Origin of the sequence: Niallia sp. 01092 (assembly GCF_052318935.1) — a bacterium.
GTDB lineage: Bacteria > Bacillota > Bacilli > Bacillales > Cytobacillaceae > Niallia.
Genome location: NZ_JBQRKO010000019.1, coordinates 94,817 through 109,265 on the forward strand (window position 1 = coordinate 94,817; position 14,449 = coordinate 109,265).

General features: G+C 35.5%; 10 protein-coding genes and 4 tRNA genes. All 14 read right to left on the bottom strand.

All coding sequences use genetic code 11. From position 1 onward, the window contains the following. Nucleotides 1-150: 150 nt before the first annotated feature. Nucleotides 151-939 carry an MBL fold metallo-hydrolase gene (locus ACTXGU_RS17125; RefSeq protein WP_443482746.1) on the bottom strand — a complete coding sequence of 263 codons (789 nt, stop codon included), beginning with the start codon at nt 937-939 and terminating at the stop codon, nt 151-153. Between the two features lie 6 nt (nt 940-945). Beyond that, nucleotides 946-1,758, bottom strand: a complete 813-nt coding sequence (locus tag ACTXGU_RS17130) for a two-component system regulatory protein YycI (RefSeq protein WP_443482747.1) — start codon at nt 1,756-1,758, stop codon at nt 946-948. Further along, nucleotides 1,745-3,067, bottom strand: coding sequence for a YycH family regulatory protein (locus ACTXGU_RS17135; RefSeq protein ID WP_443482748.1), 1,323 nt, complete (start codon nt 3,065-3,067; stop codon nt 1,745-1,747). The genes ACTXGU_RS17130 and ACTXGU_RS17135 overlap by 14 nt, the downstream gene beginning before the upstream one ends. Further along, nucleotides 3,064-4,911: a cell wall metabolism sensor histidine kinase WalK gene (gene walK / locus ACTXGU_RS17140; protein WP_443482758.1), complete on the bottom strand. Its 1,848-nt coding sequence runs from the start codon at nt 4,909-4,911 to the stop codon at nt 3,064-3,066. The genes ACTXGU_RS17135 and walK overlap by 4 nt, the downstream gene beginning before the upstream one ends. A 10-nt stretch (nt 4,912-4,921) precedes the next feature. Continuing rightward, complete coding sequence (yycF, locus tag ACTXGU_RS17145; RefSeq protein ID WP_443482749.1) at nt 4,922-5,632, bottom strand: response regulator YycF; 711 nt, start codon at nt 5,630-5,632, stop codon at nt 4,922-4,924. Nucleotides 5,633-6,588: 956 nt separating this feature from the next. Further along, nucleotides 6,589-6,661, bottom strand: a tRNA-Phe gene (locus ACTXGU_RS17150). A 120-nt stretch (nt 6,662-6,781) separates the two neighbouring features. Then, nucleotides 6,782-6,858, bottom strand: a tRNA-Asp gene (locus tag ACTXGU_RS17155). Nucleotides 6,859-6,871: 13 nt separating this feature from the next. Next, nucleotides 6,872-6,943 (bottom strand) — tRNA-Glu (locus ACTXGU_RS17160). A gap of 13 nt (nt 6,944-6,956) precedes the next feature. Beyond that, nucleotides 6,957-7,032, bottom strand: a tRNA-Lys gene (locus ACTXGU_RS17165). 209 nt (nt 7,033-7,241) lie between these two features. Beyond that, the gene (locus ACTXGU_RS17170; protein ID WP_443482750.1) at nt 7,242-8,534 is read right to left on the bottom strand and encodes an adenylosuccinate synthase; all 1,293 of its coding nucleotides are present in this window, start codon (nt 8,532-8,534) and stop codon (nt 7,242-7,244) included. Between the two features lie 503 nt (nt 8,535-9,037). Further along, the gene (gene dnaB, locus ACTXGU_RS17175) at nt 9,038-10,402 is read right to left on the bottom strand and encodes a replicative DNA helicase (RefSeq protein WP_443482751.1); all 1,365 of its coding nucleotides are present in this window, start codon (nt 10,400-10,402) and stop codon (nt 9,038-9,040) included. Between the two features lie 341 nt (nt 10,403-10,743). Further along, nucleotides 10,744-11,193, bottom strand: coding sequence for a 50S ribosomal protein L9 (gene rplI, locus ACTXGU_RS17180; protein WP_443482752.1), 450 nt, complete (start codon nt 11,191-11,193; stop codon nt 10,744-10,746). Further along, entirely contained in the window at nt 11,190-13,163 is a 1,974-nt protein-coding gene (locus ACTXGU_RS17185; protein ID WP_443482753.1) for a DHH family phosphoesterase, read from the bottom strand. The genes rplI and ACTXGU_RS17185 overlap by 4 nt, the downstream gene beginning before the upstream one ends. A 103-nt stretch (nt 13,164-13,266) precedes the next feature. After that, complete coding sequence (locus ACTXGU_RS17190) at nt 13,267-14,211, bottom strand: YybS family protein (protein ID WP_443482754.1); 945 nt, start codon at nt 14,209-14,211, stop codon at nt 13,267-13,269. Nucleotides 14,212-14,449 lie beyond the last annotated feature (238 nt).

The following is a 14,449-nucleotide window of genomic DNA, read 5'->3' on the forward strand; positions in this document are numbered from 1 at the left end:
TACACAAAATATGAAGCACTCTATTTATTTACAATAGGCGTAGCTCCGCCCCTTTTCCACTAGCAAAAGACGATTGGGATGAATCCAATCGTCTTATTATAAAAACATTTAACGTAGTTTAACGATTAAAGCACGTATTCAAACTTCCTCTTAAATAGCTGTCAACACAGTAGGAACTTTAGGATCTGTATCATGTAAGGCTAGACCATCATGCAAGGAAATTCCTCTGCTTTCCAGCGTCTGGCTGACTGACATTCTTGCTAAATCCTTTATGTTGTTATCCTGGCTTAAATGAGCCAAATAAATACGTTTTGTTCGATCACCGATTACTTCGCTCATGGCGATGGCTGCATCTTCATTCGATACATGTCCAACATCACTTAGTATTCGTCTTTTAATATTCCATGGATATTTTCCCATCCGCAGCATTTGAACATCGTGGTTGCTTTCAAATACGTAAGAATCGGCATTAGTGATGATGCCTTTCATCCGGTCGCTGACGTATCCAGTGTCTGTAATCAGCACAAGCTTTTTATCCCCTTCATGAAAAACATAAAACATTGGCTCTGCCGCATCATGGGAAACTCCAAAAGATTCGATGGACAGATCGCCAAATGTTTTCACTGTTTCCATATCAAAATGGAATTTCTGTTCTAAAGGAATTTCCCCAATTAAAGGATTCATTGCGTTCCAAGTTTTTTCATTTGCGTATATTGGCAATTTATATTTACGAGCAACAATGCCAACCCCTTTTATATGGTCGCTATGCTCATGGGTTACTAATATTCCGGTTAACTTATCCATTTTTCGGTCGATTTGTTGAAACAGCGACTCCATTTGCTTGCCGCTTAATCCAGCATCCACTAAAAAAGAATATTCCCCACTTTCCACATAAATGGCATTCCCCGTACTCCCACTAGCGAGAACACTAAAATGCATTTTCTCTCACTCCAATTTATCTTGCTCGCTGTTTATTTTTATTATTTGTCTGTCAAATGCAAAAGCTTTTACAAATAAATTTTTCCCATTATCCCCTATAACCCGCCATGCTGGCGACAATACTTGTGTAGAAGAAGATTGTTGTTGTGAATAATAACCAAACTCTACATCTTTTATATCGCTTCCATTATCGATATAACTATTCATAAATAGCGTATAGATGGCATCCACAGGTCGACTAAGTGCTTCTTTTTCTCCTATTTCTTTAATATTTTCTAGATAAGTTTGGTTATAAGAAACTACTTTATTTTGTTGATTTAAAAAAAAGGTCAACTTCCCATTTGAATTTTGATAAAGCATTTTTTCATTATATTGTTGATAATAAGTTACAGTATTATCTGTTTTTTCCCAGTAACGATATTGATCTCCGTACATAACATGGTGATGAATAAAATCAGTTAAATCCTCTTGTTTAAACGGATCACTAAGACTTATCGGATTTTCTAAAATAGATTGCAGAATATTACCATCAATAATCGTAATCTCTTGTCCTTTTAAAAGTTCCTGTTTCCATTTTTTCACTTCTTCATTACTGAATATTTTGGATTTAGCAGCTAAATACTGATCCTTTAGTCCACTTTTTGACAAAGCACTAGCATTATACGATATATCATTTGAAGCCAATGTATTTTCAACAGAAGCTTCTTCTCGATTATCAAAATGCTGCGATTGTTTCAGATCTGTATATTCATAAATCAAATATATATCAAGAACAAAAAAGGCAATAATAAAGATCGTTTTAATTTTATTCCAATCCAATTTCTTTGCCCCCTAAGTCGCTTGATTCCACTTGATACCATTGATTGTTATATTTATAAAACCAACTCGGCTTTAAATTTATTATATTTTGGGAATCTACTACCATGTCATAGCCAATGGTTACATCCTGCAGCATAGCCTTGTTAAAACCTTTTATCTTCTCTAGATGGTCTTCTACAGCCTTTCCGGGCATTAATGTTGTTGAAGAAGAATCAAGGTCTGTCCAAAATGTACTGAGATCAAGATTGCTTGTATAAAATTTTTTGACGTCATTATTTTCCCACACTACCTGAATTTCAGATATGTTATTATCTAAATTAAAAATCGGATATCCTACAGAAGTATACAACCGAAACATCGTTTGATGCAAACTCTCGTTTTTACTCACATAACGATATTCGTTTATCCAGCCGCCATGTTGATTTACATACTCAATACTATTTTGAATCAACTGATTATTGAATGTTTTATTGGTTGTGACTCCAGAAGGCTTTAAAAAAGAAACAATATGTGTATCTTTATCTATTCGTAAAAGCCCTGTATCATCCGTAAACTCCTCTTTATTGGCAAGCAGACTTTTTTGTACTAAGCTTGGATCGTTGAAAAGTGCTCTTTTCAGTTTAGCAGACTCAATCGTTTCGTATAAGTATTTGTATTTTTTCATTTCACTTTCATTAATCGGCAAGTAGAAAAGATTATCTCCTGACACTTCATAAATAAAATGAACCTTATAAACTGTATTTTCAGCTGTAACATGATTCGTAAATTTTTTCAAATCATCAATATACGATGCTGAAACAATACTTTGATATACTTTTCCATTCGTTCTGGAGATAAAATAGACAATTCCTTCTTGATTTTTTGAAAGATCATAAGAAATAAGCATCGTGTCAAAATCAAATTGATTTTCTTCTTTCACATTTAAAATACTTTTATATAAAGTAAACGGTACCTCAGCAGGAAATCGAATCTCCATACTATGATTTTGCTGCTGAATAAAGGAAGCTACTTGATTGATTTCCATCTTTTTCACATGATGAAAATCCCATTTTTTAATTGTATTCACGACATGATTTATTTCACTCGAAGCAATCGTACCATAATGATCTCCGTTTAAATGCTGGTAAATTTTATCGGGTTTAACAACATCACTAACTTCCTTTTCTAAACCAATTTTCTCAAGTTCTATAGTGGAACCACCCTTTGAAGTCTGATAATTTCCTTGATGTGTCCATAATACATAATATAAAAGGAGGCTTACTAGCACAAGAACCGTTAATATGACAGTTTTTACGTTTTCGTATGTCATACCCAATCATCATCCTCTTCTGATTGAATATAAGGAAGGGTAAAAGAAACCTTTGTTCCTTTTCCTTCTTTACTTGTTGCCCATATTTTTCCACCATGCGCTTCTACCATTTCTTTCGCAATAGCAAGGCCCAGTCCTGTACCGCCAAGTTTTCGCGTCCTTGCTTTATCGACACGATAAAAACGCTCAAATACTTTATCTAAGTTTTCTTTTGGAATTCCGACACCTTTATCTGAAACACTGACAATAATTTGTTTCTCTTGCTCTTTAATTGCGAAAGTTATTTTTCCGCCTTCTGGAGAATACTTTAATGCGTTCGAAATAATATTGTCCAAAACTTGCGTTAATTTATCTTCATCAATTTCCACAAAAGCAGCATGATTTGGCAACTTCCGCTCAAACGTCACATTTTGCTCTTTTGTCAGTTCAAAACGGTCAATAATACGGTTATAGAATACAATAAAATCAACTAACTCCTTATTTAGCTGGTAGTCTCGGCTATCTAGCTTCGACAATTGCAGAAGATCATTGACCAATCGAATCATTCGCTCAGTTTCATTTTGAGTTACCTCTAAAAAGTTAGGCGCTAGTTCTTCATCCTGCCATGCCCCTTCCGATAACGCTTCAACATAGCTTCGCATCGTCGTTAATGGTGTACGCAGCTCATGCGATACATTAGCAACAAATTCTTTGCGCTCCATATCAATTTTTTCCTGCTCGGTAATATCATGCAGTACAGTGATAAGACCGTTGACAAAGCCTGTTTCCTTTTGAATGACTGAAATATTAGCACGAAGGATATACGGTTCATAATGTGTACTATAATCCAAAATAACGGATTCTCTTTCTTCTAACAACTCTTCAAACGTATACTTTCCCTCTAATCCCAGCAAGGTAATAACCGGCTCGGATAATACTGTTTCACGTGAAACATCCAGCATTTTCGCTGCCGGCTCATTAATTAAAATAATTCGTCCTCTTCTATCTGTTGCAATTACTCCATCTGTCATATAAGAAAGAACGGACGAAAGCTTTCTTCGTTCACTTTCTGTTGTAGCCTGTGACTCTTGAAGTTTTTTCGTTAAATTATTAAACGTTATTGCCAATTGCCCAATTTCATCAAAACCGTACACCTTAACTTTTCTAGAAAAATTCCCTTTCGAAAGAGCAAAGGCATGCTTTTGCATATCTGAAATCGGCCTTGTTATCGTTCTAGCCAGCAATACACCTAATATAGCTGTTACTACTAGCGTTATAATCGTTCCCTTTTGGAATATTTGATTGATTTCATCCAGTTGCTTGTATACATTTTCAATTTTTCCAACTAAATAGATTGCCCCGATTGTTTCTCCCCCTTGAGGTTTGATAGGGGTAATCCACACATAAATTCTTTTTTTCGTGTTTTCGTCAATCTTTTTAATAGGTTCAGAAGGTAGTGAAGAAGAATTAGCTAGTGTTCTTCTTACATCGGGATTGATCATTTTTTGTCCTACTAAATTTTGATTTTCTAGATCAGATGTTCCAATAATGATTGAATTACGGTTGACTACTCTAATTTCCTGAATATCGGTGCTGTTATTATCATCGCTTAACAGTCTTTTTACATCATCTTCTAATGTCGGATCCCCATTTTCAATAGACCGCTCTTTTAAAAATTGTTCTTCTAAAGAAATCGATAAAATATTCATTTTATCTTTAATGGATGTTTCAAAGTTATCCTCTAATGTATTTTCTAATGATCCTACAAAATAAACACCAATAATTTGAATAGAAATAAGAATAAGCAATACGATGATCATCACTAACTTTAAATGAATAGATCGAAAAAAACTAACTTTCTTCATCAATTTACTGTTACTCCTGTTCAGGGTTTCTTAAGTAGTAGCCAACACCTCGTCTAGTAACAATCCACGTTGGATGACTCGGGTTATCCTCAATCTTCTCTCTTAATCTTCGTACTGTTACATCTACTGTTCTTACATCTCCATAATAATCATAGCCCCATACTGTTTGCAGCAAATGCTCTCTCGTCATCACTTGTCCAATATGTTTCGCCAAATAATGAAGCAGTTCAAATTCACGATGGGTGAGCTCAATCATTTCTCCTCGTTTCGAAACGATATAAGCATCTGGATGAATCGTTAAAGATCCTACTTCAATTTCATTTGTTTCATTTTCTTCTTCTGCTGTGGATGGAATTTGTTGCTGCCTCCGCAAATTCGCTTTGACACGAGCAATTAACTCTCTTGTACTAAACGGTTTTGTTACATAATCATCTGCTCCAAGCTCGAGTCCAAGCACTTTATCAATTTCGGAGTCTTTTGCAGTCAACATAATAATTGGCATATCATATTTTTTTCGAATTTCCCTGCATACTTCCATACCGTCCCGTTGTGGAAGCATAATATCAAGCAGCACTAAATCTGGATGAATTTCCTCTACCTTTTCAATAGCTGCATTGCCATCATAAACACAATGGACTTCAAAGCCTTCTTTTTTTAAATTAAATTGTAATATATCTGCAATCGGTTTCTCATCATCGACAACTAGAATCTTCTTGTTCATACCATTTTGCTCCTTTATATAAAATATATCTATTGTTATATGTGTATTATTGTTTACTACTACTGTCTACTTTACCATTTTATATTTATATATTCACTTTTTTTCCTTTGACTAACCCTGAAAAGAAGTTCCGCAGCGTGAATACACTACGCTTTCCGCGGGCGAGCGCCGAGCCGCTTCGTCTCTACGCTCCTGCAGGGTCTCGGCTGTCTCGCTTTCCCGCAGGAGTCTTCGTGTATTCACGCTGCTCTGCGCTATAAATGTGGAGACTGCTTCTTTCCATGCACCATGGTGCGAATTTTATTAGCATGGAGGTTCTCTGTTAAACGATACTGTTGCAACGTGATTGACTCGCATCCTGCGAACAAGCACTTGTAAATCCTGTACGTTATATTAGACAATTATCTAAAGCCACTTATTAGCTAAGACTGCTTAATTTTGTTATTAAATGTATAATAACCCTCAAAAGTGAGGGTTATCCATTTGAATTTATTTAACTAGAAAACGACTTGGAACAATTTTTTGCAAGCTTTAAAACAAAAATGAAACTTTTTTGTATTCTAAAACGTCTTTATAGATGAGTTTCATTTTCCTTTACTTTAGGCAAGAGACAGCTTTTTAAATCTTTTTCACTTCTCTTGCCTCTCCTTTTTATATCAAATTATAAATTACTTATTCTTTTAACCCCATACTTATTAACTCTATCATATATTTTTTCCCAAAAAGCTTTTGTCTTTATTTTGTAATGAAATTGTATACGTCTATTAAAAGGAAGCTTATTCTTTTCATATACTTTTTATTACCTTCTGCAAAATAAACTTATCCTTATTTTAACAGGAATCCATTCTATAGTATTCATTTCTATGAAACTAGTATTTGTTTATATTCTACATCCCTATGAAAATCTTAGTAAATACAAAAAAAACGACTATGAGGTTCATAATCGTCTTTGGGAGTGGCTCAGGACGGAATCGAACCGCCGACACAAGGATTTTCAGTCCTTTGCTCTACCAACTGAGCTACTGAGCCATATTAAAATTTATTATCTGTATCTATATACTGCTTTTTCTTCAACCTGATTTTTGTTGATGTTTCTCTCAAGAAGAAAAAAATATATGTAAAATATGCTAGATGCATATAGAAAAAATATGGCGGTCCGGACGGGACTCGAACCCGCGACCTCCTGCGTGACAGGCAGGCATTCTAACCAACTGAACTACCGGACCATATATTTTAAAGTGACCCATACGGGATTCGAACCCGTGTTACCGCCGTGAAAGGGCGGTGTCTTAACCGCTTGACCAATGGGCCAAAATAATAGAAATGGTGAGCCATGGAGGATTCGAACCTCCGACCCTCTGATTAAAAGTCAGATGCTCTACCAACTGAGCTAATGGCTCGTTTTTTTATTTAATGTTTTATCATTTGCGACGCTTCTTATAATAGCACAGGTTTTAAATAATATGCAATACTTTATTTTAATTTTTTTTAAAAAAGTTATTTTAATTCATTTTAAGGCTTATTAGTAGCTTTATTCATTTTCAAGATTTGCATAAAAAATGTCTAAATAAAGGGTCTATGCCCCTTATTTAGACACCCTATCAATTAATTATTTTAGTCTCCAAGGACTATGCACTACATTTGTTTGAGAACGATCTGGTCCTACAGAGAAAATAGAAAGTGGAATACCAGTAAGCTGGGACACTCTTTCTAAGTAATGACGAGCATTTGCTGGAAGCTCACTTAGTGATTTGCAGCCAGTGATATCTTCTGTCCAGCCTGGAAGCTCTTCATAAACTGGCTCACACTGTGCCAGTATTTTTAAGCTGGCAGGGAATTCTTCGATTACTTCCCCGTTATACTTGTATGCTGTACAAATCTTTAATGTTTCAATTCCTGTTAACACGTCAATTGAATTTAAAGAAAGATCTGTTATACCGCTAACTCGGCGAGCATGACGAACAACAACGCTGTCGAACCAGCCAACACGTCTTGGTCTGCCTGTAGTTGTTCCATATTCGCGGCCAACCTCACGAATTTGATTTCCAATTTCATTATCTAATTCTGTTGGGAAAGGTCCGTCTCCAACTCTTGTTGTATAAGCTTTTGATACCCCAACAACATGGTTGATTTTTGATGGACCGACACCTGAACCAATTGTTACTCCACCAGCCACTGGGTTAGAAGAGGTAACGAATGGGTACGTACCTTGGTCAATGTCTAACATAACACCTTGTGCACCTTCAAATAGAACACGACGGCCTTCATCTAATGCATCGTTTAATACAACAGACGTATCGCAAACATACTGCTTGATTTGTTGTCCATATTCATAATACTCATCAAGAATATCTTCAATTTTAAAGCCTTCTGTTTCATAGATGCGCTCTAATAGACGGTTTTTCTCTACTAGATTTCGAGCTAATTTTTCTTCAAAAACTTCTCTGTCTAATAAATCAGCAATACGAATTCCCGTTCTTGCAGCTTTGTCCATATAAGCAGGGCCGATTCCTTTTTTCGTTGTACCGATTTTATTGTCGCCTTTGCTTTCTTCTTCCACTTCATCTAGTTTTAAATGATATGGCAAGATAACATGTGCACGATTGCTGATTCTAAGATTGTCAGTTGTAATACCACGATCATGTAAGTACTTTAATTCAGTAATAATGGCTTTGGGATCAACAACCATTCCATTGCCCACTACACAAATTTTATCACTATAAAAAATCCCAGATGGAATTAAGTGCAATTTATATGTTTCACCATTAAACTTGATTGTATGTCCTGCATTATTACCGCCTTGGTAACGCGCGATCATTTCTGCATTTTCAGATAAAAAGTCTGTAATCTTACCTTTTCCTTCGTCTCCCCATTGTGTTCCTACCACCACTACTGATGACATTATCCGAGCACCTCCAAAGGTTACTATCATATTTTATATACTTAATCAAACATTCCTATTTTATCAATACATTCAGGTAAAAGTCAATCAAACACGAACAATCAAAATAAAAAATATATTTTATGTTCGTAACTACTCTTTTAATATAGTTATTTATTGATTTTTTTCTTATAATCAAAGGATTATTTACAAACTTTTTGACTAGCTTAATTGAACTTGGACAGAGAAAAGGAAGTTCTGCGAGCATTAAAATAGAACTTCCTCTTTACCTAAAGCTGTTTTCTTAAAGTTTGTTTTTTTACGTAAAAAAATGGGAGAAGAAGTACTCAGCAGACGGAATACACGTAGACTCCTGTGGGAATGCGAGAAAGACGAGACCCCACAGGAGCGTATGCGACGAGGAGGCTCGACGCTCGCTAAACGGACGAAGTGTATTCAGGCTGCGAGTTTAAAAGCAACATTCTATACGAAAACTGCCTTATCTAACTATATACTTTCCCAGCTTAAGCGCCAGGTGGTATGGCCCCATCATCAAAACGCCGTTCTAAGTTCACAAATTTATTATATTCTTTCACAAATGCAAGCTGAACAGTGCCAGTCGGGCCATTACGCTGCTTTGCAATTATTATTTCAATAATATTTTTGCTCTCCGATTCTTTATCGTAATAATCATCACGATATAAAAATGCTACAATGTCCGCATCCTGCTCAATACTTCCTGATTCCCGGATATCTGACATCATCGGGCGTTTATCTTGACGCTGCTCTACGCCACGGGATAGCTGTGATAAAGCAATTACAGGCACTTTTAATTCCCGTGCCAACGCTTTTAAGGAACGGGAAATTTCGGAAACTTCCTGTTGTCTGTTTTCTCCTGATCTTCCGCTTCCTAAAATCAATTGCAAGTAATCAATTAAGATCATGCCAAGTCCATGCTCTTGTTTTAAACGACGGCATTTCGAACGAATATCGGTGATTTTGACACCAGGTGTATCATCAATAAAAATACCTGCATTTGATAAGCTCCCCATCGCCATCGTTAGTTTTCCCCAATCATCATCCGTTAAGGAACCTGTCCGAAGACGCTGTGCATCAATATTTCCTTCTGCACAAAGCATACGCATAACCAGCTGCTCAGCCCCCATCTCTAAACTGAATATAGCTACATTTTCTTGCGTTTTTACAGCTACATTTTGTGCAATATTTAGGGCAAATGCTGTTTTACCAACAGAAGGACGGGCCCCAACAATGATAAGATCATTTCGCTGAAATCCTGCAGTCATCTTATCAAGCTCTGCAAAACCTGTTGCGATGCCAGTAATATCCCCACTGCGATTATGCATTTCCTCAATATTATCGTATGTGCGGACCAATACATCTTTTATATTATGAAAGGCACCTGCATTCTTGCGTTGAGCAACTTCTAAGATGCTTTTTTCCGCTTCACTTAGCAGCACTTCCACTTCATCTTCTCGCGTAAATCCATCTTGTGCAATGCCCGTTGCAGTACGAATCAACCTGCGAAGCAATGATTTTTCTTCCACAATTTTTGCGTAATACTCGATATTGGCAGCAGTCGGAACAGAACCCGCCAGCTCACTTAAATAGCTAACGCCCCCTGTGTCTTCCAAGTTCTTGCCTGCAGCAAGCTCTTCCGTTACTGTAATTAAATCCACTGCTTTTCCTTGATCATTCAATTTTAGCATTACAGAGTAAATACGCTGATGAGCACCACGATAAAAATCTTCTGGTATCAGAATTTCAGAAGCCAATGTTAGGCTTTGCGGATCTAAAAAAATCGCTCCTAACACCGCTTGTTCTGCTTCAATATTTTGCGGTGGAACTTTATCTGTTAATAATTCACTCATTTTTAAGAAACCTCCTTTTATAGGAAAAGGGGGCGGAGCTTCGTCTACTTTTATAAAAATAAAAACGAAAGATAGTGTTCTATCGTTTGTTTTTTATCCTTATGAAGGTTGGAGTAGCTTCGCTCACGCCGCCTTTATTAGGTTTGTATCTGCCCTCATTTCCCTTTTTATATGGAAAAGACGAGGTAGGAGTCTCCATTGGAGTTTTGTATGAAAAGGACAATCTATCATAAAACATACTATATCATGTAAATGAAAAAATGTGACCAGCATTACCTGAATCACATTTTTTCAGAACTATTCTATTTTAACATTTTTATAGAGAATTGGTACTTCCAATATTAGCTTAATTCTTTCACATGTACATTAAGTGTTGCTGTTACCTCTTGGTGAAGCTTCACAGGCACTTTTGTATAGCCTAATGTACGAATAGCATCTTGTAATTCAATTTTACGTTTATCGACCTTAATTTGCTGTTTTTTATTTAGTTCTTCTGCTATTTGTTTACTTGTTATGGAACCAAATAGTCTTCCGCCTTCACCAGATTTTGCAGAAAGTTCTACTGTAATTTTTTCCAGCTTTTCTTTTAATTGTTTTGCTTCATTTAATTCTTCAATTGCTAATTTTTCTTCTTTTTTCTTTTGAGCATTTAACGTACTAACTGCACTTGTATTTGCTTCTACAGCCAATCCTTGTTTCAGTAAGAAGTTATGTGCGTATCCATCCGCAACATTTTTTACTTCTCCTTTTTTCCCTTTCCCTTTAACATCTTTTAGAAAAATTACTTTCATTCCATTTTTCTCCCTTCAAAATATTCATCAATCGCACTCTCAAGCCTAGATACAGCTTTATCTATCGTTGTATTGGACAGCTGTGTTGCGGCATTTGTTAAATGACCTCCGCCTTCAAGACTTTCCATAATTAATTGCACGTTTATATCTCCCAATGAACGAGCGCTAATGCTAATAAATCCATCCCCTCTATGGGAAATAACAAAGCTTGCAATTATTCCGTCCATTGTGAGCAGTGTATCTGCCGTTTGTGCAATTAATACGCCATTATATATTTCATTATTTTGGGCTTTTGCTATGGCAATTCCAGGTTTATAGAACTTTACACTTTGAATTAATTTTGCTCGTTTTATATAGTTATCAATATCTTCTTTTAAAAACTTTTGTACGAGTACGGTATCTGCTCCTTGCCCTCTTAAATAAGAAGCAGCATCAAAGGTTCTTGCGCCAGTCCGTAAAGTAAAGCTTTTTGTATCTACAATAATCCCCGCTAATAATGCCGTTGCCTCTAACATATCAATTTTAACATTTTTCGGCTGATATTCCAGTAATTCGGTTACTAGTTCTGCAGTGGAAGAAGCATACGGTTCCATATAAACGAGCAATGGATTTTCAATAAAATCTTCTGCTCTTCTATGGTGATCGATCACGACGACATCTTCAATTTTATGCAGCAAGCGGTCATCAATAACTAACGAAGGCTTATGTGTATCAACAATAACTAATAACGTATCTTCTGTCGCCATTTCTAACGCTTGTTCTGGTGTAATAAATTTTTTATATAAGCTTTCTTGTCTTTTTATTTCTTCTACAAGTCGTTTTACACTGTTATCAATTTCTTGAAAATTCACGACAATAAAGCCTTCTTTTTGATTCATCTGCGCTACTTTTTGGATCCCGATTGCGGCGCCTATTGCATCCATATCAGGATTTTTATGCCCCATTATAATGACTTTGTCTCTTTCAACAATCAATTCCTTCAGCGCATGAGATATTACCCTTGCTCTTACCCTCGTTCGCTTTTCAACTGGATTCGTTTTGCCGCCATAAAACTTTACTTTCCCATTTGTTTGTTTAATGGCAACTTGATCTCCGCCTCTTCCTAAAGCTAAATCAAGACTAGACTGGGCAATTGCTCCTAATTCCGGCAAGGAGGATACACCTGATCCAACCCCAATGCTTAATGTTAATGGAACATTTTGTTTTGACGTCATTTCTCTTACATCATCTAATATCGTAAACTTGCCTTTTTCAAGATTTTGCAAAATATGTTCATTAAAAATCGCTATGAAACGATCAGATGATATTCTTTTTAACAAAACACCATTATCTGTCGCCCATTTATTTAATATGGACGTGACACTATTATTTAAACTGCTTCTTGTTTGATCGTCCATACCTTGGGTTAAATCATCATAATTATCTAGAAATATGGTAGCAATGGCAGTTCGTTCATCTTCATATAATTTCTCAATTTCTGTTTGCTCCGTTACATCAAAAAAATAAAGGAGGCGTTCTTCTCTTTTATGAATAACCCGAAATTTACGTTCATGCAACGTGATAATATCTGTCTCTACTTCTTGTTTTATTAATGGAATGACAGATTCAGCTACATCATACAGTGATCTCCCTAAAAGGGTATCCTCTGTGAAACAAGATGCTAAAAAAGGATTTGTCCACTCGATATAATACTCATCATTTATTAGCATAATCCCGATAGGCATTTCCATTAGCGCCTCTTCTCCTACTTTTTTCACACGGTAGGAGAGGGTCGTTATATATTCTTCTGTTTCCTTCCTTTGTCGAATATCCATTCTTAAAATAAAATAAAAAGGAATAACAGAGAAAACTAACCCTAATAAGGAAAATAGCCAATTATAATAGGAGAGGATACCAAGAAGGATCATTGTAATACCTATTGAACAAATTAACGGATACCTGATTGACCCTTTTTCTAAAAACGCAGGCATATTTTTCAACTCCTAATAACATGTCATTTTATGAGGATGTTCAAAAAGTCATTCAATTAAAGCTTCTAATTTATTACCTTTTTGAACACACATATTAAAATTACTAAACTTGTTTACGATGGAAAAATTTTCTCCAATCTGTTCCTAAATCAATAACCCCTAACATTTTTAATAGAAAAGAAAAGGTTGGATTAAGAAACAAGATAATCGTTACAATGATAGCAATACCTTTTGATACATTATATTGGAAACATACAAAAAAAAGAAAAGATATACCTTGTAGTAAAAGCAATAATTGCAGTATGTAATACATATTCACAAATACAATATATGCAAGGCTGCCTTCTTGTTCGGGAATTAGAAAAGAAATTCCTATCACTACTAAAAAAATCCATAGTATATAGCGAGGTAGCCTCCATGATCTTATAGGCTGCCATGGTTCTGCTTTAATACCGAATCGCTTAATTATGGGAACCGAAACTGCTTGAATTACTAATACAGTAAATATAGCGCCTAATACAAAGATACTTGGAATAATCATTTTAACCATATGAACAGCATCATTTAATTGGGTAATACCTTCTTGAGAAGCCTTCTGATCAAACATTTTCATTATAGATTGACTTTGATCAAGTGCTTCTTTTTGTAGTTGCATCGTTTCTTGAATATAATCAATCTGAAAAAAAAGAACAGAAATCCAGTAAAATAAAACAAGATTAATGAAAAGCGCAAAAGATGCCCCTAAAATCATTCTAATTCTGCTTTTATTTCTTATGATATAATCCCCTAATATGATCCCCGTTATTCCATAGAAAACGGTTAGTGGAATAGCATATACAGACCCTGCGATAAAGGATAGGAAAATAGCTGCAATAAAAAAAAGCCCTGTTGCTTTTCGATTAAATCTTCCTCTAAATAAAATAAAAGGAAGAGCTAAAAACAAGTTTGTTACAATATTAAGAACTGGTATGTAAAGGGTAATAAAAAGCAGTACAGTGTATATAGCTAATAAAACTGCACCTTCAGTTATTATTCTTGTTTTCCTCATCTACACCTTCCCCTCTGCTATATACATATTCTACTATCTTATAGCTATTCATTCAATCTTTCCTTATTTTTCGTAATCTATATCGGTATATCACGTTTTCTATAAATTTAACAAATCATATTCGGCAATACAGTTAAATGAAAAGAACATCCTGAATAAAGAAAGGGCTGTTTTCGTATAGATTGTTGCTTTTAAACTCGCAGCCTGCATACCCTTCGCTTTCCGTGGGTGAGCGTCA

Coding starts and splice junctions, on each gene's coding strand:
- ACTXGU_RS17125 (WP_443482746.1), bottom strand. CDS start 939: ATGCATTTTAGTGTTCTCGCTAGTGGGAGTACGGGGAATGCCATTTAT.
- ACTXGU_RS17135 (WP_443482748.1), bottom strand. CDS start 3,067: ATGACATACGAAAACGTAAAAACTGTCATATTAACGGTTCTTGTGCTA.
- walK (WP_443482758.1), bottom strand. CDS start 4,911: ATGAAGAAAGTTAGTTTTTTTCGATCTATTCATTTAAAGTTAGTGATG.
- yycF (WP_443482749.1), bottom strand. CDS start 5,632: ATGAACAAGAAGATTCTAGTTGTCGATGATGAGAAACCGATTGCAGAT.
- ACTXGU_RS17170 (WP_443482750.1), bottom strand. CDS start 8,534: ATGTCATCAGTAGTGGTGGTAGGAACACAATGGGGAGACGAAGGAAAA.
- dnaB (WP_443482751.1), bottom strand. CDS start 10,402: ATGAGTGAATTATTAACAGATAAAGTTCCACCGCAAAATATTGAAGCA.
- rplI (WP_443482752.1), bottom strand. CDS start 11,193: ATGAAAGTAATTTTTCTAAAAGATGTTAAAGGGAAAGGGAAAAAAGGA.
- ACTXGU_RS17185 (WP_443482753.1), bottom strand. CDS start 13,163: ATGCCTGCGTTTTTAGAAAAAGGGTCAATCAGGTATCCGTTAATTTGT.
- ACTXGU_RS17190 (WP_443482754.1), bottom strand. CDS start 14,211: ATGAGGAAAACAAGAATAATAACTGAAGGTGCAGTTTTATTAGCTATA.